Annotated in this window: 20 protein-coding genes and 1 riboswitch; of the genes, 13 read left to right on the forward strand and 7 right to left on the reverse strand. The window is 73.8% G+C overall.

Features of this window, described 5'->3' with window-relative positions; translation table 11 throughout:
* Positions 1-49: 49 nt before the first annotated feature.
* Positions 50-2017: an ATP-binding protein gene (locus AC3X7Z_RS08475; RefSeq protein ID WP_489975642.1), complete on the forward strand. Its 1968-nt coding sequence runs from the start codon at positions 50-52 to the stop codon at positions 2015-2017.
* A gap of 119 nt (positions 2018-2136) precedes the next feature.
* Here AC3X7Z_RS08475 and icmF read toward each other — a convergent pair whose 3' ends face one another.
* From icmF to AC3X7Z_RS08490, 3 genes are read right to left on the reverse strand one after another with little or no spacing between them, the layout of a single operon-like run.
* Positions 2137-5361 (reverse strand): fused isobutyryl-CoA mutase/GTPase IcmF, encoded by a 3225-nt coding sequence (icmF, locus tag AC3X7Z_RS08480; protein WP_489975643.1) that lies wholly within the window; start codon positions 5359-5361, stop codon positions 2137-2139.
* A 57-nt stretch (positions 5362-5418) separates the two neighbouring features.
* The gene (locus AC3X7Z_RS08485; RefSeq protein WP_186340075.1) at positions 5419-5907 is read right to left on the reverse strand and encodes a MarR family winged helix-turn-helix transcriptional regulator; all 489 of its coding nucleotides are present in this window, start codon (positions 5905-5907) and stop codon (positions 5419-5421) included.
* Between the two features lie 9 nt (positions 5908-5916).
* Positions 5917-6660 (reverse strand): helical backbone metal receptor, encoded by a 744-nt coding sequence (locus AC3X7Z_RS08490; protein ID WP_489975644.1) that lies wholly within the window; start codon positions 6658-6660, stop codon positions 5917-5919.
* A 61-nt stretch (positions 6661-6721) separates the two neighbouring features.
* On the opposite strand from AC3X7Z_RS08490, the gene AC3X7Z_RS08495 reads away from it, so the two are divergent.
* A complete protein-coding gene (locus tag AC3X7Z_RS08495; RefSeq protein ID WP_489975645.1) occupies positions 6722-7870 on the forward strand; it encodes an aldehyde dehydrogenase family protein in 1149 nt (382 codons plus the stop codon).
* Here the strand turns inward: AC3X7Z_RS08495 and AC3X7Z_RS08500 are convergent.
* The gene (locus AC3X7Z_RS08500; protein ID WP_489975646.1) at positions 7827-8270 is read right to left on the reverse strand and encodes a GNAT family N-acetyltransferase; all 444 of its coding nucleotides are present in this window, start codon (positions 8268-8270) and stop codon (positions 7827-7829) included. The two genes, AC3X7Z_RS08495 and AC3X7Z_RS08500, sit on opposite strands and share 44 nt — an antisense overlap.
* The gene (locus tag AC3X7Z_RS08505) at positions 8267-9166 is read right to left on the reverse strand and encodes an alpha/beta hydrolase (protein WP_489975647.1); all 900 of its coding nucleotides are present in this window, start codon (positions 9164-9166) and stop codon (positions 8267-8269) included. The genes AC3X7Z_RS08500 and AC3X7Z_RS08505 overlap by 4 nt, the downstream gene beginning before the upstream one ends.
* 59 nt (positions 9167-9225) lie before the next feature.
* A riboswitch (TPP riboswitch) is annotated at positions 9226-9335 on the forward strand.
* Between AC3X7Z_RS08505 and AC3X7Z_RS08510 the strand changes: the two genes are divergently transcribed.
* The 5 genes from AC3X7Z_RS08510 to AC3X7Z_RS08530 all read left to right on the forward strand — a co-directional run bounded on the left by AC3X7Z_RS08510 (position 9325) and on the right by AC3X7Z_RS08530 (position 15694).
* Positions 9325-10407, forward strand: coding sequence for a thiamine ABC transporter substrate-binding protein (locus AC3X7Z_RS08510; protein WP_186340080.1), 1083 nt, complete (start codon positions 9325-9327; stop codon positions 10405-10407). Its footprint overlaps the riboswitch before it by 11 nt.
* Positions 10404-12038, forward strand: a complete 1635-nt coding sequence (locus tag AC3X7Z_RS08515) for an ABC transporter permease (RefSeq protein ID WP_489975648.1) — start codon at positions 10404-10406, stop codon at positions 12036-12038. The genes AC3X7Z_RS08510 and AC3X7Z_RS08515 overlap by 4 nt, the downstream gene beginning before the upstream one ends.
* A gap of 2 nt (positions 12039-12040) precedes the next feature.
* On the forward strand, positions 12041-13042 hold the full coding sequence (locus tag AC3X7Z_RS08520) for an ABC transporter ATP-binding protein (RefSeq protein ID WP_489975649.1): 1002 nt from the start codon (positions 12041-12043) through the stop codon (positions 13040-13042).
* 21 nt (positions 13043-13063) lie between these two features.
* Positions 13064-14110, forward strand: a complete 1047-nt coding sequence (locus tag AC3X7Z_RS08525) for a phosphatase PAP2 family protein (RefSeq protein WP_241005303.1) — start codon at positions 13064-13066, stop codon at positions 14108-14110.
* Between the two features lie 162 nt (positions 14111-14272).
* The gene (locus AC3X7Z_RS08530) at positions 14273-15694 is read left to right on the forward strand and encodes a C40 family peptidase (RefSeq protein ID WP_489975650.1); all 1422 of its coding nucleotides are present in this window, start codon (positions 14273-14275) and stop codon (positions 15692-15694) included.
* 36 nt (positions 15695-15730) lie between these two features.
* Here the strand turns inward: AC3X7Z_RS08530 and AC3X7Z_RS08535 are convergent, their stop codons facing one another.
* Positions 15731-16606, reverse strand: a complete 876-nt coding sequence (locus tag AC3X7Z_RS08535) for a sulfotransferase domain-containing protein (protein WP_489975651.1) — start codon at positions 16604-16606, stop codon at positions 15731-15733.
* 35 nt (positions 16607-16641) lie between these two features.
* On the opposite strand from AC3X7Z_RS08535, the gene AC3X7Z_RS08540 reads away from it, so the two are divergent.
* The 6 genes from AC3X7Z_RS08540 to lon all read left to right on the forward strand — a co-directional run bounded on the left by AC3X7Z_RS08540 (position 16642) and on the right by lon (position 23928).
* Entirely contained in the window at positions 16642-18711 is a 2070-nt protein-coding gene (locus AC3X7Z_RS08540; protein WP_489975652.1) for an acyl-CoA dehydrogenase family protein, read from the forward strand.
* A gap of 1 nt (position 18712) precedes the next feature.
* Positions 18713-19384, forward strand: a complete 672-nt coding sequence (locus AC3X7Z_RS08545) for a class I SAM-dependent methyltransferase (protein WP_489975653.1) — start codon at positions 18713-18715, stop codon at positions 19382-19384.
* Complete coding sequence (locus AC3X7Z_RS08550) at positions 19381-19968, forward strand: hypothetical protein (protein WP_489975654.1); 588 nt, start codon at positions 19381-19383, stop codon at positions 19966-19968. The genes AC3X7Z_RS08545 and AC3X7Z_RS08550 overlap by 4 nt, the downstream gene beginning before the upstream one ends.
* A 70-nt stretch (positions 19969-20038) precedes the next feature.
* Complete coding sequence (locus tag AC3X7Z_RS08555) at positions 20039-20641, forward strand: carboxymuconolactone decarboxylase family protein (RefSeq protein WP_489975655.1); 603 nt, start codon at positions 20039-20041, stop codon at positions 20639-20641.
* Positions 20638-21501 carry an RNA polymerase sigma-70 factor gene (locus AC3X7Z_RS08560; RefSeq protein WP_489975656.1) on the forward strand — a complete coding sequence of 288 codons (864 nt, stop codon included), beginning with the start codon at positions 20638-20640 and terminating at the stop codon, positions 21499-21501. The genes AC3X7Z_RS08555 and AC3X7Z_RS08560 overlap by 4 nt, the downstream gene beginning before the upstream one ends.
* Before the next feature lie 66 nt (positions 21502-21567).
* Positions 21568-23928, forward strand: a complete 2361-nt coding sequence (lon, locus tag AC3X7Z_RS08565) for an endopeptidase La (protein ID WP_489975657.1) — start codon at positions 21568-21570, stop codon at positions 23926-23928.
* Between the two features lie 3 nt (positions 23929-23931).
* Here lon and AC3X7Z_RS08570 read toward each other — a convergent pair whose 3' ends face one another.
* Positions 23932-24468: an inorganic diphosphatase gene (locus AC3X7Z_RS08570; RefSeq protein ID WP_489976007.1), complete on the reverse strand. Its 537-nt coding sequence runs from the start codon at positions 24466-24468 to the stop codon at positions 23932-23934.
* Positions 24469-24575 lie beyond the last annotated feature (107 nt).

Consider the following 24575-nt stretch of genomic DNA (forward strand, 5'->3'; position numbering starts at 1 on the left):
GCGCGCCTTCGACGTTTCCGGGACGGATCTGAGTCGTAGGCTCCTGCCCATGACGAGGGGACTGTCGCCGCCGCGCGCGGTCGCCTTCGCCGCGGCGTACGCCGTGCTCACCGTCGTCGGACGGATGACCGCCGTCGAGGACCAGGTCGTCAGCCTGATCTGGCCGGGCTCCGGGGTGGCGCTGCTGTGGCTGCTCGCCGAGTCGCCCCGCCGCGCCGGGCGGGTGCTCGCGCCGCTGGGCGCCATCCACGTCGCCGTGGTGATCGCGACCGGCGTCTCGCCCGTGGTCGGCCTCTTCGGGGGCGCGTCCGTCGTCATCCAGACCGGCGTGACCGTGCTGCTGTTGCGCCGGTGGTGCCCGACGATGCTGGGCACCGGCGGGACCGCCAGCATCCGCTCGCCGCGCAACCTGGCCGCGACCGCCGCGGCGGCGGCCGTCGGGTGCGCCCTCGGCGCCCTGGTCGGCACGCTCGGGCTCTGGGTCGACGGCTCGCCGGTGACGGCGGTGACGCCGCTGGCGTGGTTCGCCCGCCACATCACCGGGGTGCTCACCGTGGGGGCGGTGGGCCACCTGGCGTGGGAGTGGCGCACGCAGCCCATCTCGGCCCGTATCCACGGCGGCACCAGCGGGGAGCTGGCGCTGGTGTGGGTGGTCTCGGTGGCCATGACCGTCGTGCTGTTCCTGCAGCCCTACCCCATCGTCTTCCTCGTCATCGCGTTCGCCGTGTGGTCCGCGGCCCGCTTCCCGACGTTCCCGGCGGCGCTGCACTGCCTCGCCCTCGGCGTCATCGCGCTCACCCTCAGCCTCACCGGCCGCGGGCCCTTCGCCACCATCGACGACCTGGTCGACCAGGTCCTGGTGTCGCAGCTCTTCATGGTCGCCGTGCTGGTCACGGGCCTGGCCGTCGGGGCGCTCAGCGACCGGGTCGACGAGTCCTACGCGGCCGAGACCGCCGCGCGCGCAGAGGCGGACGAGCAGGCCGAGCTGCTCGCCGAGATGACCGAGAGCATGGACGAAGGGCTCGTCGTGCTCGACCCGCAGGGACGCGTCGAGCGCAGCAACGGCGCCAGCCGCCGCCTCGCCCACCGGGTCAGCCCCGGGGCGAGCGACACGGACGCCCTCGCCCACCTCGTGGCGGAGCTGCGAGACCCCGACCCGGCCCGCACCGGCGCCGCCCGGGCCGAGCTCGGCGTCGGCGACGTGGTGATCCCCCTGCGCAGCGGCGAGGAGGTCGTGGTGGCGGTGTCGCAGGCCGAGCTCTCGCGGACCACCGGCAGCCCACACGTGCTGCTGGTGCTGCGCGAGGTCACCGAGCACCGCTCCGGCCTGCGCCCGCTGGCGGGGTTCGCCTCGACCGCCGCCCACGACCTGCGCGGGCCGCTCTCGGCCGTCCGGTCGTGGCTCTCCCTCGCCGCCGACGACCTCGAGCCCGGCTCCGACGCCCTGGAGCCGCTGCGCCGGGCCGAGCGGGCGGCCGCGCAGATGGGCGAGCTGATCGGCGACCTGCTCGAGCACGCCCTCGCGGAGTCCGGCGAGCTCGCGGCCCGCGACGTGCCGCTGTCCGGTCCCGGCGGGGTCCTCGACCAGGTGTCCGGGATGCTCGGCCCCGACGACGTGCTCGAGGCCGCCCCCGACCTACCGTCGGTGCACGCCGATCCCGTCGCCCTTCGCCAGCTGGTCGGCAACCTCGTCGGCAACGCCGTCAAGTACGCCCGGCCCGGCGAGCCCGCCTCGATCACCGTGCGCGGGTGGCGGCAGGGCTCGCGCGTCGTCGTCGAGATCGAGGACCGTGGCGTCGGGGTCGAGGACGACGAGCGCGCGCTCATCTTCCAGCGCTTCCACCGCAGCGGGGCCGTCCGCGCCCACTTCCGCGGCACCGGCATGGGCCTGTCGATCTGCCAGACGATCGTCCAGCGCCACGGCGGCTCCATCGAGTGCCTGCCCACCCCGCCCGGGGCCGGCACGGTCTTCCGCTTCGACCTGCCGGCGGCGGGGGCTCCCGGCGACCCCCGCTGACCTGCCTCGGCTGACCGGCGCCGGCTCATCAAGGTATGCAGCCGAACCCGCACTTCCCGGCCTGAGTTCATCGTGGGAGGTGCGGGTTGGCCGACATACCTTGATGAACCGTCAGCGGGTCAGACGTTGCGGCGGTACTGCCCGCCGACCTCGAAGAACGCCTCGGTGACCTGCTGGAGCGAGCACACGCGGGCGGCGTCCATCAGGACGGCGAAGACGTTGTCGCCGGAGATCGCGGCGTCCTTGAGCCGGGCGAGCGCCTCCTGGGCCTCGGCGCCGTGCTCGGACTGGAACGCCCGCACCCGCGAGAGCTGCGACTCCTTCTCGGCCTCGGTCGCGCGGGCCAGCTCGATCTCCTGCGGCTGGGCGTCGGCCGCGGACTCCTTGACGAACGTGTTGACGCCGATGATCGGCAGCGAGCCGTCGTGCTTGCGGTGCTCGTAGAGCATCGACTCGTCCTGGATGCGCCCGCGCTGGTAGCCGGTCTCCATCGCGCCGAGCACGCCGCCGCGCTCGTTGATCCGGTCGAACTCCTCGAGCACGGCCGCCTCGACGAGGTCGGTGAGGTCGTCGATGACGTAGGACCCCTGGAGGGTGTTCTCGTTCATCGCCAGGCCCCACTCGCGGTTGATGATCAGCTGGATCGCCAGCGCGCGCCGCACCGACGCCTCCGTCGGGGTCGTGACCGCCTCGTCGTAGGCGTTGGTGTGCAGGCTGTTGGCGTTGTCGTAGATCGCGATCAGTGCCTGCAGCGTGGTGCGGATGTCGTTGAAGTCCATCTCCTGCGCGTGCAGCGACCGGCCGCTCGTCTGCACGTGGTACTTCAGCTTCTGCGAGCGCTCGGAGGCGCCGTACCTCTCCTTCATCGTCACCGCCCAGATGCGGCGCGCCACCCGGCCCAGCACGCTGTACTCGGGGTCCATGCCGTTGGAGAAGAAGAAGGAGAGGTTGGGCGCGAAGTCGTCGATGTCCATGCCGCGCGCGAGGTAGGCCTCGACGTAGGTGAAGCCGTTGGCCAGGGTGAACGCGAGCTGGCTGATGGGGTTGGCCCCGGCCTCGGCGATGTGGTAGCCGGAGATCGACACCGAGTAGAAGTTGCGCACGCCGTTGGCGATGAACCACTCCTGGATGTCGGCCATCATCCGCAGCGAGAACTCGGTGGAGAACAGGCAGGTGTTCTGGCCCTGGTCCTCCTTGAGGATGTCGGCCTGCACGGTGCCCCGGACGTTGGCGAGGGCGTACGCCGCGAGGCTCGCGCGCTCCTCGTCGGACGGCTCGCGGCCCTCGCGCTCGCGGAAGGCGTCGAGCTGCTGGTCGACGGCGGTGTTGAGGAAGAACGCCAGCACCGTGGGCGCCGGGCCGTTGATCGTCATCGACACGCTCGTGCTCGGGTCGACGAGGTCGAAGCCGTCGTAGAGCGCCTTCATGTCCGCCAGGGTGGCGACCGAGACGCCGGAAGTGCCGACCTTGCCGTAGACGTCGGGCCGCGGGTCGGGGTCGCGGCCGTAGAGGGTGACGGAGTCGAACGCGGTGGACAGGCGGGTCGCCGGCTGGCCCTGGGAGAGGATCTTGAAGCGGCGGTTGGTGCGGGCCGGATCGCCCTCGCCGGCGAACATCCGCGCCGGGTCCTCGTTGTCGCGCTTGAACGGGAAGACGCCGGCGGTGAACGGGTAGTAGCCGGGCAGGTTCTCGCTGCGCCAGTAGCGCACCAGCTCGCCGTGGTCGGTGGAGCGGGGGAGCGAGACACGGGGGATCTTGTTGCCGCTGAGGGACTCGCGGGTCAGCTTGGTGTGGATCTCCTTGTCGCGCACCACGACCACCTGCTCGTCGCCGGAGTAGGACTCCACGACCGCCGGCCAGCGCTCGATCTGGTCGGCCACCTCGTGGGGCACGCCCTTGCGGGCGGCCTCGAGCAGCTCGGGCACCCCGCCCGCGTCGGCGTCGCCGAGCTGGTCGGCGACGTGCTGGACGCGCTGCAGGTGGCGGGCGGCCTCGGCGAGCTCGGCGGTGCGCGCGTGGTAGCCGCGGACCGTCTCGGTGATCTCGGCGAGATAGCGCACGCGGTCGGCCGGGACGACCTGGCGGATGCCGGAGGAGTGGCGCACGTCGACGGTCGGCAGGGTGCCCTCCTGCACCTCGAGGCCGGCGCCCGCGAGCTCCGCGCGCAGGTGCTGGTAGAGCGCGGTGACGCCGTCGTCGTTGAACGTCGCCGCGCTCGTGCCGAAGACCGGCATGTCGTGCGGCTGCTTGCCGAAGGCCTCCCGGTTGCGCACGAGCTGGCGCCCGACGTCGCGCAGGGCGTCCTTGGCGCCGCGGCGCTCGAACTTGTTGATCGCGACGCTGTCGGCGAAGTCGAGCATGTCGATCTTCTCCAGCTGCGAGGCGGCGCCGAACTCCGGCGTCATGACGTAGAGCGAGTGGTCGACCAGCGGGACGATGCCCGCGTCGCCCTGCCCGATGCCGGGCGTCTCGACGATCACCAGGTCGTGGCCGGCGGCCTTGAGCACCGCGATCACGTCGGCGAGGTGCTCGGGCACCTCGTGGGCGCCGCGGGTGGCCAGCGAGCGGAAGAACACCCGGTCGCCGTCGAGGGAGTTGGCCCGGATGCGGTCGCCGAGCAGCGCGCCGCCGCCCTTGCGCCGGGTCGGGTCGACCGCCACGACGGCGATGCGGAGCTTGTCCTGCTGGTCGGTGCGGAAGCGCCGGACGATCTCGTCGGTCAGCGACGACTTGCCCGACCCGCCGGTGCCGGTGATGCCGAGCACGGGCACGACGCGGCGCGCGGCCGCGCTGCGGACCTCGTCGAGCAGCGCCTCGTCGAGGTGTCCGCCCTCGGCGCCGGTGATGGCGCGGGCGACGGCGAAGCGATCGCCGGAGAGGACCTGCTCGGCCGTGACCTGCCGATCGCCCCACAGGTCGACGTCGCAGTCGGCGACGACCGTGTTGATCATCCCGACCAGGCCGAGCCGCTGGCCGTCCTCGGGAGAGAAGATGGTCACCCCGGACTCGCGGAGGCGGGCGATCTCCCGGGGCACGATCACGCCGCCGCCGCCCCCGACGACCCGCACGTGGTCGGCGCCGGCGGCGCGCAGGGACTCCACGAGGTACTCGAAGTACTCCACGTGGCCGCCCTGGTAGGACGACACGGCCACGCCCTGGACGTCCTCCTCCAGCGCCGCGTCGACGACCTCCTGGACGGAGCGGTTGTGCCCGAGGTGGATGACCTCGCAGCCCTGGCTCATCAGGATGCGCCGCATGATGTTGATCGAGGCGTCGTGCCCGTCGAAGAGCGCGGACGCCGTCACCAGTCGGATCGGGTGGGTGGGAAGGTGCAGGTCGGCCATGCGGAGATACTAGGACTTCCTAGTATCTACTCGGAAGTCACTTCGCCGACGCGACCCTCAGGAGTCCCCGAGCCCGAGCCGCAGCGCGCTCAGCCGGTCGGTCAGGTCACGCACCTCCGAGGCGGGCAGCCCGGGCGCCTCGAAGACCTCGCGGTTGAGCGCGAGTGTCGCCTCCTCGACCGACTCCCTCCCGGCCTCGGTCAGCACGGCGCGTACGACGCGCTTGTCCTCGTCGCTGCGCACGCGCTCGACGTAGCCCTGGCCCACCAGCCGGTCCACCGCGCTGGTGACGCTGGTGGGGTGCACCTGCAGCAGCGACCCGAGTCGCGACATCGGCATCGCGGCACCGCGGCTGAACGACAGCAGCCGCAGCACCTCGTAGCGGGCGAACGTCAGCCCGCGCGGGCGCAGCACGGCGTCGATGCGCTCCATCAGCAGCTGCTGGGCGCGCACGAGGGAGGTCACCATCGCCATCCCGTCGGCCGCCTCCGCCCAGCCGTGGGCCACCCACTGCCGGTGGGCCTCGACGATCGGGTCGCGGGTCATGTCTGGAGGTTAGCGATCCGGCGAGGTGAGCACGGCGTGCGCCTCGACCATCGCCGGGCCGTACCAGGTCAGCAGCCGGCCCGACACCAGCCGCGTCGGGGTGCGCAGCGCCTCGGGTCCGTCGTCGGCGGTGAAGACGTAGGGCTCGTCGGGCAGCAGCACCACGTCGGCGCCGGCGCGGTCGATCTCGTCGGGCGTGACGGTGGGGTAGCGCCCCTCCCGGTCGGCGAGCACGTTGACCAGCCCGGCCGTGGCGAGGAGGTCGTCGGTGTAGGTCGGCGACCCGACGACCATCCACGGGTCGCGCCAGATCGGCACGGCGACCGCGAGCCGTCGCGGCGAGGGAGCGCCCCACAGCCTCCGGGCCTCGACCAGCCAGCCGGGATCGGGCACGTCGAGCGCGGTGGCGAGCAGCCGCGACATCGACTCGAGCGACTGGGCGACGGTCTCGATCCGCGTCACCCAGACGGGCACGCCGGCGTCGCGGAGGCGGCGCACGTCGAGCTCGCGGTTCTCCTCCATGTTGGCCACGACCAGGTCGGGGGACAGGGCCCTGATCGCGGCGAGGTCGGGGTTCTTCGTGCCGCGCACCCGGGCGACGGCGAGGTCGGCGGGGTGGGTGCACCAGTCGGTGGCCCCGACCAGCCGGTCGGGCGCCGTGGCGGCGATGGCCTCGGTCAGGCTCGGGACGAGGGAGACGATGCGGGTGGCGAGGGCCCGCAGGGGGACGTCCGCCCCGAGGTCGTCGCGCATGTGAGGAGGCTAGCCACCCGGGGTGGTGGCGGCGCCCCTGCGCCGTGATGGAGTGCTCCGCATGAGCAAGCACGCCCGCCCCCGAGGGCTGCCGATCAACGGCACGGAGCGCCCGACGGGCCAGGGCTGGGCCTTCCCCGTCCGCAACCCCGCCACCGGCGAGCCGCTCTGGGAGCTGCCCGACGCGGACGCTGGCGACGCCCGCGCGGCGGTGACCGCCGCCCGGCGCGCCGTCGACGCGACGCAGTGGGGAGGCGACGCCGACCTCCGCGCCGAGGCCGTACGCCGCTTCGCCGCCGCGGTGGCCGAGCACGCCGACGCCCTCGTCGCGCTGATGGCGGCCGAGACCGGCGTGCCGGTCGGCCTGCGCGACGCCCACCTCGACGCCGCGCTCGCGACGATGGCGTCCCGCCGGCCCCAGCCCGCCGCGACGGCCGGGGTGACCGCCGTGGTCACGCCCGCCACCTCGCCGCTGGCCGTGGCGGTCGCGGAGGTCGGGCGGGTCCTCGCCGCGGGAGGCGCCGTCGTGCTCAAGCCCGCCGCCGAGGCCGCGAGCGCCGCGATCGAGCTGGGCCGCATCGGCCTCGACGTGCTGCCGCGCGGCGTGCTCAACGTGGTGACCACCCGCGACGTCGACGTCGCGATCGCCCTCACCCTCGACGACCGCGTCGACGAGGTGTCGCTCACCGGGTCGGCCGTCGTGGCCGAGCGGGTGCACCAGGCCGGCCAGCGCGCCGGCAAGCGGCTGCACCTCGACGTGGGCGGCGCCCAGTCGGTGCGGGTCGGCGAGGACGCCGACCTCGCCGACGTCGTGGCCCGCGCCGCGTCGGCGGTGGCGGCCAACGCCGGCCAGGGCTGCCGCCTCCCGGCGAGCGTGGTCGTGCCGGCGCACCGCCATGGCGAGGCGCTGCAGGTGGCCGTCGAGACCATGCGGGCCGTCGCCGTGGGCGACCCGGCCGACCCCGCCACCGTCTGCGGACCGCTGCGCTCGGCGGTGGCTCGCGACCGGGTGCGGCGCTACCTCGACCTCGCCCGGAGCGAGGGCGGCGACGTCGCGCTGGGCGGTCAGCCCCTCGACCGTCCCGGGTGGTGGTTCGCGCCCACCGTCGTGGGCGGGCTGTCGCCCGACTCGCGGCTGGTCCGCGAGGAGGTGCTCGGCCCGGTGCTCATGGTCGCGGCCGCGCCTGCCTCCTCATCGGGACGTGCATGATGCCGTCCTCGTCGAACTCCGGGCCCGCCACCTCGAAGCCCCACGCCGCGTAGAACGCCGTGAGCGGGGTCTGGGCGTCGAGGCGCACCGCCCGGTCGGCGCACAGCGCCATCGCCTCGTCCATCATCCGCGCCGCGAGCCCGCGCCCGCGGGCGGCCGCAGCGACGACGACGCGGCCGATCCGCAGCGCGTCCCCGTCCTCGAGCACGCGGAGGGTGCCCACCACCTCGTCGCCGTCGTCGAGGAGCACCACGTGGCGGGTGCTCGCCTCGAGGTCGCGGCCGTCGAGGTCGGGGTAGGGGCAGTCCTGCTCGACGACGAACACCTCCTGGCGCAGCCGCCACACGTCGTACGCCAGGCGCGCGGGCAGCTCGTCGACACCGGCGACCAGCACCCTCACCGGACGAACTCCGTGACCCGCCGGAAGGCTCGGGCGCTCTCGGGGACGGCCGGCAGCAGGCCGTAGACGTGGATCAGGTCGGGCTCCTCGACGGCGGTCAGGTCCCACCCGGCCTCCGCGGCGCGCCGGGCCAGCAGCCGGCAGCCGGGGGCGAGCAGGTCGCGGGTGCCGTAGAGCATCAGCGCGCGCGGCAGCCCGGCGAGGTCGCCGAGCGCGGGCGACACCTCGGGCCGCGCGAGGTCGTCGGCCGACCCGGCCCACCACGCGGCGTACGCCTGCGTCTTGCCCATGAACAGCCAGGGGTCGACCGCGTCGAGGGCGAAGGTCTCGGGCGTCGAGGTGGTGAGGTCGACCCAGGGCGCGTGCAGGACGAGCGACGTCGCCGGAGCCAGTCCGCGGTCGCGCATCGACAGCGCCACGGCGAGCGCCAGCCCGCCGCCGGCGGAGTCGCCGGCCAGCACCGCGCCGCCGTCCGCAGCCGCCCACCTCGCGGCGTCCTCGACCAGCGCGTCGTGGGAGTCGGCCCAGGTGTGCTCGGGAGCGAGCGGGTAGTCGGGCAGCACGACGCGTGCGCCGATCGCGTCGGCCAGCCGGGTCGCGTAGCGCACGTGGAAGGGATCGATCGGCGCCATGAAGCCGCCGCCGTGCACGTAGTAGAGCGTGCGGGTCGCCGGACGCCTGCGCGGCGTCAGGACGTAGGAGGGGAAGCCGATGTCGGTGACCGAGACCTCCCAGCGGCGCGCGAATCCCGGCACGACGCGGGTCGGCAGGCTGCGGTCCAGGGTGCGGTGCCACGCCTCGACGCGGGCGCGCTCGGTGGGCTCGTCGTCGAGCTCGCGGGAGCGGCGCAGGACGGGCACGATGCGGGCGAGGAGGTCGTGGCGGCGGCTCGGCATGCCACGCAGCGTAGGGGCGGGTGGGACCCGTCGGCACCGGGTCGGCGCTAGGGTGGGCGCCACGAAGACAGGGGAGCACGTGCAGGCGTGCTGAGAGTGCGGACCAGCCGCAGACCCTCCGAACCTGATCCGGCTAGCACCGGCGATAGGGAGTCCAGATGAAGCACGCGATCCTCCGCCCTGCCCTCACGGCAGTCACCGCGCTGGCCCTGGCCGGCTGCAGCCTCTCCGGCGGGGCGGACGACGACGGGTCCACCGCCACCGAGCCGTCCTCGTCGGCGGCGGGGGCCGAGGGCGGCGGCACCGTCGTCCTGGCCACGCACGAGTCCTTCCACCTGCCCAAGAGGCTGGTGAAGGCGTTCGAGGACGAGACCGGCTACGACCTCGAGGTCCGCGGCGCGGGCGACGCCGGCACCCTGGCCACCAAGCTGAGCCTCACCGCCGACAACCCCATCGCCGACGCCGCCTTCGGCATCGACAACACCTTCGCGTCCCGCCCGCTCGGCGAGGGCGCCTTCGCCGAGGTGACCACGACGGCCACGCCGCCCGAGGAGTACGTCCTGCCTCAGGGTGGCGACCGGCTCGTCCCGGTCGACTCGGCCAACGTCTGCGTCAACGTCGACACCGCCTGGTTCGCCGAGGAGGGCCTCGAGCCCCCGCGCACCCTCGAGGACCTCGCCGACGAGGACTACCGCGACCTCCTGGTCACCCCGGGCGCCTCCACCAGCAGCCCCGGCATGGCCTTCTTCCTCGCCACCGTGGCCGCCTTCGGCGACGCCTGGCCCGACTACTGGACCGACCTGCTCGCCAACGGCGCCAAGGTCGTCGACGGGTGGGAGGACGCCTACTACGGCGACTTCACCGCCGGCTCGGACAACGGCACCCGCCCGATCGTCGTCTCCTACGACTCCTCCCCGGCCTTCACCGTCAGCGGCGGGAGGTCGACGACCGCGGCCCTGCTCGACACCTGCTTCCGGCAGGTCGAGTACGTCGGCGTGCTGGCCGGCGCCGACAACCCCGACGGCGCCGCGGCGCTGGTCGAGTGGCTGCTCAGCGACGAGGTCCAGTCGGCACTGCCCGAGTCGATGTACGTCTTCCCGGTGATGCCCGGCGCGAGCGTCCCCGAGGAGTGGGCCGAGTTCGCCCCGCAGCCGAGCGACCCCTACGAGGTGGACCCGGACGAGATCGCCGCCAACCGCGAGCAGTGGCTGACCGAGTGGACCGACGTCGTCTCGCGATGAGGCGCATCGTCGCGCTCCTCGCGCTGGCCGCGGCGCCGGTGCTGGTGCTCGGCGTCCTCTTCGTGCTGCCGGTGGGCGGGATGCTCGCCGAGGGGTTCGTCGTCGACGGCCGCCTCGCTCCGGGGGCGGTGCTCGACGTCCTCGCCCGCCCGCGGGTGCACCGGGTCGCCTGGTTCACCGTGTGGACGTCGGCCGTCGCCACGCTGCTCGCGGTCGTGCTCGGCCTGCCGGCGGCGTACGCCCTGCACCGGCTCGCGCTGCCCGGACGCGCCGCGGTGCGCGCGGCGCTGCTGGTGCCGTTCGTGCTGCCGACCGTCGTGGTCGGCGTCGCGTTCCGCCAGCTGCTGGGCGAGGGCGGACCGCTCGGCTTCCTGGGCCTCGACGGCACACCCGTCGCCATCGTGTGCGGCCTGGTCTTCTTCAACATCGCGGTCGTGGTGCGCACCGTCGGCGTCGCCTGGGAGTCGCTCGACCCTCGCCCGGGCCAGGCGGCGGCCGCGCTCGGCGCCTCGCCGTGGCAGGTGCTGCGCACGGTCACCCTCCCGGCGCTGCGGCCGGCGATCGTCGGCGCGGCGAGCATCGTCTTCCTCTTCTGCGCGACGGCGTTCGGCATCGTGCTCACCCTCGGCGGGGTCCGGTACGCGACGGTCGAGACCGAGATCTACCTGCTCACCACCACGATCTTCGACCTCCGGGCGGCGGCGGCGCTGTCGGTGCTGCAGATCGTGGTCGTCGTCGGCCTGCTGGCGCTCGCCGCGCGGCTGCGGGCGACACCCGACCCGACGGCCCAGCGGGCCGTGACCCCCGCGCGGGCCGTGCGCCGCGCCGACGCGCCCGTCGTCGTCGCGACGCTGCTGGTGCTCGCCGCGATGCTGCTGCCGATCCTCACGCTGGTCGCCGGCTCGCTCGAGGTCGGCGACGGCTGGGGGCTCGACAACTACCGTGCGCTCACCACCGCCGGGGACAACCAGGCGCTGCTCGTGCCGGTCACGGCGGCGCTGGCCACCAGCCTGCGCACCGCCGTCGACGCGACCTGGATGGCGCTGCTGGTGGGGGTCGCCGTCTCGGTCATCGTCACCCGGCGCTCGCACTCCCTCGCCGAGCGTCGCGTGCGTTCCACCCTCGACGCCTTCTTCATGCTGCCGCTGGGGGTCAGCGCCGTGACGCTCGGCTTCGGCTTCCTGATCACCCTCGACTCGCCGCCGCTCGACCTGCGTGACTCGCCGCTGCTCGTGCCGATGGCGCAGGCGCTCGTGGCGCTGCCGCTCGTCGTACGCACCCTCACCCCGGTGCTCGGCGGGATCGACGACCGCCAGCGGCAGGCCGCCGCGTCCCTGGGCGCGTCCGGGTGGCGGACCCTGCTCACCGTCGACCTTCCCGTGGTCTGGAAGCCGATGCTCGCGGCGAGCGGGTTCGCCTTCGCCGCCTCGCTGGGCGAGTTCGGGGCGACGTCCTTCCTCGCCCGCGACACCAGCCCGACCCTGCCGGTCGTGATCTTCCGGCTGATCGGGCACCCCGGCGAGATGAACTACGGCATGGCGCTGGCCGCGTCCGTCGTCCTCGCCGCGGCCACCGCCGCGGTCATGCTGGCCGTCGAGCGGCTGCGCGTGCCGGGTGTGGGAGCGTTCTGACGATGCTCGAGATCGAGGACGCCTCCGTCCGCTACGGCGACATCGTCGCCGTCGACCACGTGTCGCTCGACCTGGCGGCCGGTCAGGTGCTCGCCGTGCTCGGGCCGTCGGGCTGCGGCAAGTCCACCCTGCTGCGGGCCGTCGCGGGCCTCGAGCCGCTCGCCTCCGGGTCGATCTCGTGGGACGGCGCCGACCTCTCCGGCGTGCCCACGCACAAGCGCGGCTTCGCGCTGATGTTCCAGGACGGCCAGCTCTTCGCCCACCTCACGGTGGCCCGCAACGTGGCCTACGCGCTCCGCCTGCGGCGCACGCCGTCGGCCCGGGTGGCGGCGCGCGTGCGCGAGCTGCTCGACCTCGTGGGCCTCACCGGCTACGACGACCGGCTGCCCGCCACGCTGTCCGGGGGCGAGCGCCAGCGGGTCGCGCTCGCCCGGGCGCTGGCGGTCGAGCCACGGCTGATCCTGCTCGACGAGCCGCTGTCGGCGCTCGACACCACGCTCCGGGAGCGGCTGGCCGGCGACCTGCGCGAGATCCTCGGCGCCGCGGGCACCACCGCCCTGCTGGTCACCCACGACCACGACGAGGCGTTCGCGCTGGCCGACCGGCTCGCGGTGATGCGCGAGGGGAGAGTCGTCCAGCAGGGCGCGATCGACGAGGTCTGGCGCGAGCCCGTCGACGAGGAGACCGCGCTCTTCCTCGGCTACGCGCGCGTGCTGCGCGACGAGCCCGCCGGCCGGGCCCTGCGCGCCGCCGGCCTCCCCGGGGCCGCCGCCGTCGCGTTGCGCCGATCGGCCCTCGTCGTCGATCCGGCCGGCTCGCTGCCCGCCGTGGTCGAGTCGGCCCGGGTGACCCCCGAGCTGGTCCGCCTCGTCGTGGCCGTCGACGGCATCGGCACGACCGACGCGGTGGCGCCCCTCGGCAGTCGGGTGGCGCCCGGCGACGCGGTGTCGCTGCGCGTCGACCCGACGCGTCTCGCTGTGCTGCCGGTCACACCCGCCCCCTGACCCGTCCCTACACTGACGGACGTGTACCGACCGGCCTATGCCCTCCTCGTGGGAGTCGCCGCCACGATGGGCGTCCTGGCCGTCACCGCCGCGCTCGTGCTCGACCGACCACTGGTCGACCCCGAGGGCTTCCTGGGCCCGTCGTGGCTCCGGCTGCCGCTGCTGATCCTCGGCGCGTTCCTGCTCGACCTGCTTCCCCGCACGCTGTGGCAGTCGCGGATGAAGCCCACCCTGATGCCCGACATCGTCCGCGAGCGGATCCGCACCCACTGGGACCGCGAGCGGATCACCCTCGTGGTGCTCGGGCTCGTGTCGTTCTACATCACCTACGTCTGCTACCGGAACCTCAAGTCGTTCCTGCCCTTCATCATGGGCGAGGACAAGTACGACCGCGAGCTGCACCTCGTCGACCGGGCGCTGATGTTCGGCCACGAGCCGGCGACGATCCTGCACACCGTGCTCGGCACCGGCTTCTCCGCGCACATCCTGTCCACGATCTACCTCTGGTTCCTGCCGCTCGTGCCGCTGGCGCTGGCGGCCTGGCTGGTGTGGTCGCGCAACATCACCTTCGGCTACTGGTTCGCCACCTCGCAGTGCCTGGCCTGGTCGCTCGGCACGGCGTCCTACTTCGCGCTGCCCACCCTCGGTCCCGGCTTCCAGTACAGCTACCTCTACGCCGACCTGCCCGAGACCGGCTCGAGCGCGTTGATGGAGGCGCTGTTCTACGGGCGCAAGGGCGTCATCCGCGACGGCGCGGACACCGCCGTGCAGTCGGTCGCCGGCTTCGCCTCGCTCCACGTCGCGATCACCCTGCTCGTGGCGCTGATGGTGCAGTACACGCTGCGCAACAAGGTCCTCCACGTCGTCTTCTGGGCCAACTTCGCGATCACCGTCGTCGCGACGCTCTACTTCGGCTGGCACTACATCGCCGACGACCTCGCCGGCGTCGTGATCGCGCTCTTCTCCTTCTGGCTCGGCGGGCTCGCGAGCGGGCAGAGGTTCGACCGGCACCGGTTGACGAGCCACCCCACCTCCACGACCAGCCAGGTGCCGGTCGACGCAGAGTGATCGCTCTTAGAACTACAGCGGTGTAGTTTGCAAGTCGACACGCCGGGCGTTCCTGAGAAAGTTGGGGAAAGTGTTCCCAGTGTGACGAAAGTTCTCTAACGTGGCACGAGTTGCCCGTGCGAAGGGGAAGTCGCACGGGCCCCGCGACCACGAGGGAGCCCCGTGCCCGACACCGCACCGCAGCACCACGAGCCCACGCGTCGTACGGCCGCGCGCTGGGCCGGTGCCGTCGTGCTGGTCGCCGGCCTCGCCGTCGGCGGCGGGCACGCGGCCCACGCGGACGGCGACCCGGTGCCGAGCGAGGCCGACGTCGCCGCCGCCCAGGACCGGGCGAGTGCCAAGGAGCGCGACGTCGCGGCCGTCCAGGCCGACCTGATCCGCGCCAACCTCACGCTCGACGGGGCGGCCGAGCAGGCCGCGCGCGCCGCCGAGGCGTGGAACGGCGCCCGCTGGCGCGCCGAGCAGGCCCGCGCCGACGCGGAGGAGGCGAAGGCCGCCGCCGAGGACGCGCGCGCGGACGTCGAGGCGCAGCGCGACCTCTACGCCGACACCGTCGTGCAGTCCTACGAGGACGGCACCCAGGTGCAGGGCCTCTCGGCGATCGTCGAGGCCGACGGCGTCGAGTCGCTGCTCGCCCGCACGGTGACCATGGGCACCACCTCGGACGCGCTCGACCACCAGTACGACGCCTTCGTCGCGTCGTCGGCCGTCGCGGACGTGACGGCGTCCACCGCCGCCGCGGCCGCCGAGCGGGCCGACACCGCGGAGGCGGAGGCCGAGCAAGCGCGCGACGCAGCGGCCGCCGCGGAGGCGGAGGCCACCGCCCAGGCGCAGTCCGTCGCGGACACGAAGGCCGGCCTGATCGCCGAGCTCGCCGAGCTCCAGGGGATCAGCGTCGGTCTCGCCGAGAGGCGCCAGTCCGCGCTCGAGAAGGCCGCCGCCGAGGCGGCGGCGGCCGCGGCCCAGGCGGAAGCGGAGGCCCAGGCCGAGCAGGAGCAGTCGACCCCGACGCCCACGCCGACGCCGACCCCGACCCCGACCCCGACCGAGACGCCGACCGAGACGCCGACCGAGACCCCGACCCCGACGCCGACGCCGACCGAGACCCCGACCCCGACCCCGACCCCGACCCCGACCGAGACCCCGACCGAGACGCCGACCCCGACGCCGACCGAGACGCCCACCACCACGCCCACCACCCCGCCCCCGCCGCCGGCAGCGACGGGCGCCGCCGCGGCGATCGCGTTCGCGACCGCTCAGCTCGGCGAGCCCTACCGGTGGGGCGCCGCCGGTCCGGACGCGTGGGACTGCTCGGGCCTGACGCAGGGGGCGTGGGCCGCAGGCGGCACGTCGTTGCCGCACTACTCGGTCGCGCAGTACGCCGAGTCGACGACGATCGCCGCCAGCCAGGTCGCTCCCGGTGACCTCGTGTTCTGGGGGTCCTCGAGCAACCCGAGCTCGATCTACCACGTCGCGATCTACGTCGGTGACGGGCAGATCATCCATGCGCCGCGCACCGGCCGCCCGGTGACCCTGGAGTCGATGTACTCCTGGCGGGCGCCCAACTTCTTCGCCCGCCCCTGACCGGTCGGGGGACCGGGCGGGGGACCAGGTGGAGCCTCAGCGCACCTTGCGGGCGAACCGCGCGGCCAGCTCGCCGGGATCGAGCCGGCCGTCCAGGACGAGCCGGGTCGGCCAGGCCGAGGTGTCGATGTCGGAGAGCTCCTCGAACAGCGCGAGGTCCTTGGCGTAGACCTCCGCCACCCGCGCCAGGTCGTCGGCGGTCGGGGCGGTGCCCGGCACCTGCTCGGCGCCGGCGTGCCAGTTCTGCAGGGGCGGCACGCGCTCGAAGCGGGGGAGGTCGAGGAAGTCGGTGGTGCGGTGGACCGTGGCCTCGAAGTCGCCGAGCATGGAGCGCAGCTCCAGCAGCAGCCACTGCCGCCGGTCGAAGAGCTCGAAGCCGCGCTGCAGCTGCTCGCCGTAGAACCCCCGCGCCAGGCCGGTCATGTGCCGCCACCGCATCGTGCGCACGTCGTCGGGCACGGAGTCGGGCAGCGACGTGTGCGGCCACTCGGTGAGGAAGTCCGGCCAGTCGGGCCACGCGAGGTTGCGCGAGCGCAGCATCACCCAGTGGGAGAACAGCCGCTCGAGCGGGTCGCGGAACACCGCGATCAGCGGCATGTCGGGCTTGTAGGCGCGCATCCGCTCGAGGGCGTGCGGCCAGTAGAGGTAGGTGGGGGAGGCGTCGCCGAGCAGCCGGTGCACCCGGGCGCGACGGGGCGCGGTGTAGTCGCGCTCGTAGTCGGGCGCCGACCAGTCGACGGTCTCGTCGTCGAAGTAGTGGCGCTCCTTCTCGGGCGGCTGGCACACCATGCGGTGCTGGTTGAGGGTCACCGCGAGCGTCGACGTCCCACCCTTCTGCACGCCCACGACGGCGAAGTTGTAGGCCATCGACCCGAGCGGCTCGCCCGGTGGGGTGGCATCCGACACGTTCATCGCGGTGAACCTACCTGCATGGCTAGGTTTGGTGAATGGCCACCGACCAGGTCCCGCCCATCGCCGACGAGCTGCCGACCGTGGAGCCTGGGGCCCCGCCCCCCCACATCGAGGACGACGCGGTCCACGCCGACGACGCGGGCTACCGCCAGCCCCAGGTCGAGGCCGAGGCCCTCCGCAGGCTCCTCGACGGCCCGCACCGCGAGGCCCGCGACCTGGTGCGCGCCAACCTGGTCGAGCACGCACAGATCCTGCTCGACCAGGAGCAGCTGACCACGGCCGAGTTCCGCGAGCGGGTCAAGGACGTCGTGCTGACGATGGCCCGCACCGGCCAGACCGGCATGGGCTTCCCCGAGGAGTACGGCGGCGGCGGCGACATCGGCGCCTCCGTGGCGGCCTTCGAGACCCTCGCCCTCGGCGACCTGTCGGTCCTGGTGAAGGTCGGCGTGCAGTTCGGCCTGTTCGGCGGCGCGATCCTCCAGCTCGGCACCAGGCACCACCACGACGCCCACCTCGCCGACATCGTCAGCGGCCGCACCCTGGGCTGCTTCGCGATGACCGAGACCGGGCACGGCTCCAACGTCCAGGCGCTCGGCACCCTCGCGACGTACGACGTCGAGGCGCAGGAGTTCGTGATCACCACGCCCGACGACGCGAGCCGCAAGGACTACATCGGCAACGCCGCCGCGCACGCCCGGCTCGCCGTCGTGTTCGCCCAGCTCGAGGTCGCCGGTGAGCGCCACGGCGTCCACGCCCTCGTCGTCCCGCTCCGCGACGAGGACGGCCGGGTGCTCGACGGCGTCCGCATCGAGGACTGCGGTCCCAAGATGGGCCTGGGCGGCGTGGACAACGGCCGCATCTGGTTCGACGGCGTCCGGGTGCCCCGCACGGCGCTGCTCAACCAGTTCGCCGAGGTCACCCCCGAGGGCCGCTACCTCTCGCCCATCGACAACCCCAACAAGCGCTTCTTCACGATGCTCGGCACCCTGGTGCAGGGTCGCGTGTGCGTCGGCGGCGCCGCGATCAACGCCGCCAAGGTGGCCCTCGCCATCGCCGTGCGCTACGGCGCCCGGCGCCGCCAGTTCGAGGCCACCTCGCCCGGCGAGGAGCAGGTGCTCCTCGACTACGGCATGCACCAGCGGCGCCTGCTGCCGCTGCTCGCGCGCACCTACGCGCTGCACTTCGCCCAGGAGGTCGTCGCCGAGCAGCTGCACGACGTGTTCTCGGGCGCGGGCGGCGACGAGCACGCCCGCCGCGTGCTCGAGTCGCGCGCGGCGGGCACCAAGGCGCTCGGCACCTGGCACGCCACCCGCACCATCCAGGAGTGCCGCGAGGCGTGCGGCGGGGCGGGCTACCTCAGCGAGAACCGGTTCGCCGCCCTCAAGGCCGACACCGACGTCTTCACCACCTTCGAGGGCGACAACCACGTGCTGCTCCAGCTCGTCGCCAAGGGTCTGCTCACCGACTACTCCGGCGAGTTCGAGGACATGGACCAGCTCGGCATGGCGCGCTTCGTCGCCGGCCTCGCGGTCGAGACCGTGGTCGAGCGCACCGCCGTGCACAAGCTGGTGCAGTCGGTGCGCGACCTCCTGCCCGGCGGCGACACGTGGGACCAGGAGGCCGGGCTGCTGGACCCCAACTACCAGCTCGCCATGCTCCGCTTCCGCGAGGAGCACATGATCGCCGGCGTCGCGCGGCGCCTCAAGCGCGGGATCGACCGGGGCATGGACCCCGGCGCCGTCTTCTCCCGCGTCCAGGACCACGTCATGGCCGCCGCCCGCGCCCACACCGAGCGACTGGTGCTCGAGGCGTTCGTGCAGAAGACCGCCGACCTGCCCGACGGCGACCTCAAGGTCGCGCTCAACCTGCTGTGCGACCTGCACGCGCTCAGCGTCATCGAGGCCGACCGGGCCTGGTTCATGGAGCACGGACGGCTCTCCAGCGCCCGCTCCAAGGCGATCACCCGCGAGGTCGGCGCGCTCTGCCGCAAGGTGCGCCCGCTGGCCGTCGACCTCGTCGACGCCTTCGGGGTGCCGCCCGAGGTGCTGCGCAGCCCCGACCTGCTCGGCGGTCCCACCGGCTCGGGCGACAGGGCGGGCGGCTGACGTGCGGCTCCCCGGGCTCGGCGGCTGGAGCGACGACCCGCTGTGGTCCTACGTCTACCCCTGGCTCGTGGAGCACGACCGCGTCGGCCGGGTGGCCTGGCGCGCCGCCACCGGCAGCGACCTGTCCCTGCTCCACGCCGCCGCCGCCGAGATCGGCACCCTGCCGCGCGGCGCGCGGGTGCTGGACGTGCCGGCCGGGTCCGGCGTCGCGCTGCGCGGCCTGCGCCCGGGGCAGGGCCTCGACTACGTCGCCGCCGACATCTCCCCGACCATGCTCGCCCGCACCCGGGCCACCGCGGCCCGCCTCGGGGTGGCCGACCAGGTCACCACGACGTGCGCCGACGTCGGCGCCCTGCCGTTCGCCGACGCCTCCTTCGACCTCGTCGTCACCCTGACGGGGCTGCACTGCTTCCCCGACCCGGGGCGCGCGCTCGCGGAGATGGCGCGGGTGCTCGCCCCCGGGGCCGTGCTCACCGGCAGCTCGCTGTTCACCGACACCGGGCCGCGGTACGCACCACTGCGCCGCGTCGGCACCCGCGCGGGCGTCCTCGGCCCGATGTGCACCTCGGCCGAGGCGGTCGCCTGGCTGCGCCGCTCCGGCTGCCGCGACGTCGACCTCACGATCCACGGCGGGGCCGGCTACTTCCGCGCCCGGAAGGACGACGCTCGATGACGTTCGGCGGACTGCCCACGCGCTTCGAGCCCGCCGGCGCGAGCCGCGGCCTCGCCGTCGTCGCTCCCGGCCGGGCCTATCCGCCCAGCGCGCCCCTGCTCGCCTTCACCACCCGCGCGCTGCTCCAGCACGACCTGACCGTGCGCGAGCTCTGGTGGGACTCGACCACCCGCGGGGACGAGGACGCCGAGGCGTGGGTGCGCCGGCACGTGGCCGCCGCGCTCGCCGAGGAGGACGCCGACCGCGTGCTGGTGGTCGGCAAGTCGCTCGGCACCCGCGCGGCGCCGTACGCCGCCGAGCGCGGCCTCGACAGCATCTGGCTCACCCCGCTGCTCGTCGACCCGGTCGTCGCCGAGGGCATCGCGGCCAACCCGGGGCGCCAGCTGCTCGTCGGCGGGCTCGAGGACGAGCTCTGGGACGCCTCTGTGGCCCGCGAGCTCGCCGACGCGGGGTGCGAGGTGCTCGAGGTGCCCGACGCCGACCACGCCATGGCCACCCCCGACGCGGTGCGCACCGCCGAGATCCATCTCGAGGTGGCGAGGGCGGTCGACGCGTTCTTGTCCCGGGACCTGTCACAGACCTGAGGCGGGCGGTGTCTCCATGTCATCGACATGCCATCGACAGGTCGTCGATGACCGAGCAGAGGAGATGACCATGCCCAGCCAGTTCCGGATCCCGAGGGCCACGCTCGACGGTGCCTACGGCGCACTCCTGACCCGCGTCGCGCGGCGGATGTGGGGCCAGGTCCCCGACAACGCCTACGTCCTGTGGCACGACAAGCCGGTCGCCAAGGCGGTCTTCGGGTTCGAGCGCAAGGTCGCGACGTGGAAGGCGCTCGACCCGCACCTCAAGACCTACGCCGAGATGGCGAGCGCCGGTGCGATCGGCTGCTCGTGGTGCCTCGACTTCGGCTACTTCCTGGCGCACACCAACGGGCTCGACGAGGCGAAGGTGCGCGAGGTGCCGCGCTGGCGGGAGTCGGAGGTCTTCACCGACCTCGAGCGCGACGTGATGGCGTACGCCGAGGCGATGACCGCGTCGCCGCCGGAGGTCACCGACGAGATGGTGGCGAGCCTGGACGAGCGCCTCGGCCACGCCGCCGTCGTCGAGCTCACGATGGTGGTCGCGGTGGAGAACCAGCGCTCGCGCTTCAACGCCGCCATGGGGCTCGCCTCCCAGGGCTACAGCGACGTCTGCGAGCTGCCGCTCGCCGTGCCCTCCGGGACGGCCGGGACGACTGGGACGGCCGTCGGGTGAGCGTCGACCCCTACGTCACCCACCGCAGCCTGCTCTTCACCGTCGCCTACGAGATGCTCGGCTCGGCCGCCGACGCCGAGGACGTGGTGCAGGAGGCCTGGCTGCGGTGGTCCGGCGTGCCCGCCGACGAGGTGCGCGACCCGCGGGCCTACCTCGTGCGGATGACCACCCGGCTCGCGCTCAACCGGCTGCGCACCCTGGCCCGGCGCCGCGAGGACTACGTCGGCCCGTGGCTCCCCGAGCCGGTGCTGACCGCGCCCGACGTGGCCCAGGACGTCGAGCTCGCCGACAGCGTGTCGACCGCGATGCTGCTCGTCCTGGAGACCCTCCCGCCCACGGAGCGGGCCGTCTTCGTGCTGCGCGAGGTCTTCGCGGTGCCCTACGCCGAGATCGCCGAGGCCGTCGAGAAGTCGGAGCCGGCCGTGCGCCAGATCGCGGCCCGGGCCCGCGCCCACGTCGCCGAGCGGCGGCCGCGGGCCTCGGTCAGCGCCGCCGAGCGCGACGCGGTGATCGAGCGGTTCCGCGCCGCCACCGAGACCGGCGACCTGCAGGGCCTGATGGACGTCCTGGCCCCCGACGTGGTGCTGATGACCGACGGCGGCGGCCGGGTGCAGGCCGCGCTCAAGCCGATCCACGGGCGCGACAAGGTCTTCCGCTTCCTGACCGCCGTCGCCCCCGAGGCGCTCGAGCTCGAGCCGGTGTGGCTCAACGGCTCGCCGGCGATCCAGTTCGTGGTGGCGGGCCACCGCGACGGCGTCGGCACGATGCTGGTGGAGGACGGCGTGGTGACGCAGCTGTTCCTCGTCCGCAACCCCGACAAGCTCGGTCGGGTCGTCGAGGAGGTGCCGCTGCGACGGTGAGCCGCGTTCGCGGTGGGCGAAACCCCACCGGGTATCGAGGAGGTCGAGGCGCGCGTTGGACCGGACATGACCCAGAAGCTCTCGCTCCCCGCCGCCCTCCCGGTGGTGTTCCTCCGCGACACGGTCGTGCTTCCCGGCATGGTCGTGCCCATCGAGCTCGACGACCAGGCCAGCGCGGCGATCGACGCCGCCCGCCTCGCCCACGACTCCGACCCCGACAGCGAGCCGACCCGGGTGCTCGTCGCCCCGCGGCTCGAGGACCGCTACGCCACCCACGGCGTCGTCGCCGTGGTCGACCGGGTCGGCCGGTTCGCCGGTGGCCGGCCCGCCGCGGTGCTCCGCGCCGAGGACCGCGTCGCCATCGGGGCCGGGGTCACCGGACCCGGCGCCGCGCTGTGGGTGGAGGCCGAAGAGGTCCCCGCCAGCACTGTCACCGACGACGTCCTCGCGCTCGCCGAGGACTACCGCGCGCTCGTCGTCTCGATCCTGGAGCGCCGCGAGGCGTGGCAGGTGATCGAGACCGTGCGCCGCCTCGCCGACCCCGATGCGCTCGCCGACACCTCCGGCTACGCGCCCTACCTCTCCGAGGACCAGAAGCGCCAGGTGCTGGAGACGCCCGACGTGGGCGAGCGGCTGCGCCTGCTCGTCGAGTGGACCCGGGCCTACGACACCGAGGACGAGGTCAACGACAAGATCAGCCAGGACGTCCGCGAGGGCCTGGAGAGGAACCAGCGCGAGTTCCTGCTGCGCCAGCAGCTCGCCGCGATCCGCAAGGAGCTCGGCGAGGGCGAGCCCGACGGCTCGGACGACTACCGCGCCCGGGTCGAGGCAGCCCAGCTGCCCGAGGCGGTCCGCGAGGCCGCGCTGCGCGAGGTCGACAAGCTGGAGCGCTCGAGCGAGCAGGCCCCCGAGGCCGGCTGGATCCGCACCTGGCTCGACACGGTGCTGGAGCTGCCGTGGAACGTGCGCACCGAGGACTCCCACGACGTCGCCGCCGCCCGCGCGGTGCTCGACGCCGACCACCACGGACTCGACGAGGTCAAGGACCGCATCACCGAGTACCTCGCGGTGCGCGCGCGTCGGGCCGAGCGCGGCCTGCAGGTCGTGGGTGGCCGCGGCTCCGGCGCCGTCGTGCTGCTCGCCGGTCCGCCCGGGGTCGGCAAGACCTCCCTCGGCGAGTCGGTCGCGCATGCCCTGGGCCGGCGCTTCGTGCGCGTCGCCCTCGGCGGCGTGCGCGACGAGGCCGAGATCCGCGGCCACCGCCGCACCTACGTCGGCGCCCTGCCCGGCCGGATCGTCCGGGCGGTCAAGGAGGCCGGGTCGATGAACCCGGTCGTGCTGCTCGACGAGGTCGACAAGGTCGGTGCCGACTACCGCGGCGACCCGGCCGCGGCGCTGCTCGAGGTGCTCGACCCGGCGCAGAACCACACGTTCCGCGACCACTACCTCGACCTCGACCTCGACCTGTCCGACGTGCTCTTCATCGCCACCGCCAACGTGGTGGAGCAGATCCCCTCGGCCCTGCTCGACCGGATGGAGCTGGTCACCATCGACGGCTACACCGAGGACGACAAGGTCGCGATCGCGCGCGACTTCCTGGTGCCGCGCCAGCTCGAGCGGGCCGCGCTGCGCCCCGACGAGGTCACCGTCTCCGAGGGCGCGCTCGGCGAGCTCGCCGCCAACTACACCCGTGAGGCCGGCGTACGCCAGCTCGAGCGGCTGCTGGCCAAGGCGTTCCGCAAGGTCGCCACCCGGCTCGCCACCGGTGAGGTCGAGCGGATCGACGTCGACGAGGCGGCCCTGAAGGACCTCGTCGGGCGCCCGCGCTTCACGCCCGACAGCCACGAGCGCACCGACGTGCCCGGCGTCGCCACCGGCCTCGCGGTCACCGGCCTGGGCGGCGACGTGCTCTACGTCGAGACGTCCGTGGCCGAGGGGCAGGCGGGGCTCACGGTCACCGGCCAGCTGGGCGACGTGATGAAGGAGTCGGCGTCCATCGCGCTGTCGTGGGTACGCGCCCACGCGGGGGAGCTGGGCATCGACCCGGCCGCGCTGGAGCGCTCGATCCACGTCCACTTCCCGGCAGGCGCGATCCCCAAGGACGGGCCGTCGGCCGGCGTGACGATGGTGACCGCCCTCGTCTCCCTGCTCACCGGCCGGCCGGTCCGCTCGGACGTCGGCATGACCGGCGAGGTGACGCTCTCGGGGCGGGTGCTGCCGATCGGCGGCGTCAAGCAGAAGCTGCTCGCCGCCCAGCGCGCCGGGCTGGCGACGGTGTTCGTCCCCGAGCGCAACCGCCCGGACCTCGACGACGTGCCGGCCGAGCTGCTCGCCGAGCTCGACGTGCGCCCCGTCGGCCGGGTCACCGACATCCTGGCCGAGGCCCTCGAGCCGAGGGAGGCGGTCAGCGGGGCGAGCGCTGCCTGAGGCTCAGGCGTTCTCGCCCAGGCTGTCGTCGGCCAGGTTGTCGAGGTCGTTGCCGTGGCCCTCGGTCTTGAAGCGCTCGAACGACGCGTGGACCTCGGCCTCGGCCTCGGTGCGGCCGACCCAGTCGGCCCCCTCGACGGACTTGCCGGGCTCGAGGTCCTTGTAGACCTCGAAGAAGTGCTGGATCTCGAGACGGTCGTACTTGGAGACGTGGTTGATGTCGCGGAGGTGCTCCAGGCGCGGGTCGTGGCTCGGCACGCACAGGACCTTGTCGTCGCCGCCGGCCTCGTCGGTCATCCGGAACATGCCGATCGCGCGGCACTCGATGACGCAGCCCGGGAACGTCGGCTGCTGCAGGATCACGAGCGCGTCGAGGGGGTCGCCGTCCTGGCCGAGGGTGTGCTCGATGAAGCCGTAGTCGGCCGGGTAGGCCGTCGAGGTGAAGAGCATGCGGTCGAGGCGGATGCGCCCCGTCTCGTGGTCGACCTCGTACTTGTTGCGCTCACCCTTGGGGATCTCCACCACCACGTCGAACGTCAGCACGTCTTCCTCCACACTCCTCGGCACGTCATCTGGCCCGCGCGTGACTCGGGCCCGGCCCGACGCATGGGTTCTGGGGCAGTGTCGCGCACAATGGGGCCGATGCG

It is taken from the genome of Nocardioides sp. Z24_21, assembly GCF_058134345.1.

Bases quoted from the DNA above. Each gene is read 5' to 3' on its own strand.
- AC3X7Z_RS08475 (WP_489975642.1), top strand. From the start codon at position 50: ATGACGAGGGGACTGTCGCCGCCGCGCGCGGTCGCCTTCGCCGCGGCG.
- icmF (WP_489975643.1), bottom strand. From the start codon at position 5,361: ATGGCCGACCTGCACCTTCCCACCCACCCGATCCGACTGGTGACGGCG.
- AC3X7Z_RS08485 (WP_186340075.1), bottom strand. From the start codon at position 5,907: ATGACCCGCGACCCGATCGTCGAGGCCCACCGGCAGTGGGTGGCCCAC.
- AC3X7Z_RS08490 (WP_489975644.1), bottom strand. From the start codon at position 6,660: ATGCGCGACGACCTCGGGGCGGACGTCCCCCTGCGGGCCCTCGCCACC.
- AC3X7Z_RS08495 (WP_489975645.1), top strand. From the start codon at position 6,722: ATGAGCAAGCACGCCCGCCCCCGAGGGCTGCCGATCAACGGCACGGAG.
- AC3X7Z_RS08505 (WP_489975647.1), bottom strand. From the start codon at position 9,166: ATGCCGAGCCGCCGCCACGACCTCCTCGCCCGCATCGTGCCCGTCCTG.
- AC3X7Z_RS08510 (WP_186340080.1), top strand. From the start codon at position 9,325: ATGAAGCACGCGATCCTCCGCCCTGCCCTCACGGCAGTCACCGCGCTG.
- AC3X7Z_RS08515 (WP_489975648.1), top strand. From the start codon at position 10,404: ATGAGGCGCATCGTCGCGCTCCTCGCGCTGGCCGCGGCGCCGGTGCTG.
- AC3X7Z_RS08520 (WP_489975649.1), top strand. From the start codon at position 12,041: ATGCTCGAGATCGAGGACGCCTCCGTCCGCTACGGCGACATCGTCGCC.
- AC3X7Z_RS08535 (WP_489975651.1), bottom strand. From the start codon at position 16,606: ATGAACGTGTCGGATGCCACCCCACCGGGCGAGCCGCTCGGGTCGATG.
- AC3X7Z_RS08540 (WP_489975652.1), top strand. From the start codon at position 16,642: ATGGCCACCGACCAGGTCCCGCCCATCGCCGACGAGCTGCCGACCGTG.
- AC3X7Z_RS08550 (WP_489975654.1), top strand. From the start codon at position 19,381: ATGACGTTCGGCGGACTGCCCACGCGCTTCGAGCCCGCCGGCGCGAGC.
- AC3X7Z_RS08555 (WP_489975655.1), top strand. From the start codon at position 20,039: ATGCCCAGCCAGTTCCGGATCCCGAGGGCCACGCTCGACGGTGCCTAC.
- lon (WP_489975657.1), top strand. From the start codon at position 21,568: ATGACCCAGAAGCTCTCGCTCCCCGCCGCCCTCCCGGTGGTGTTCCTC.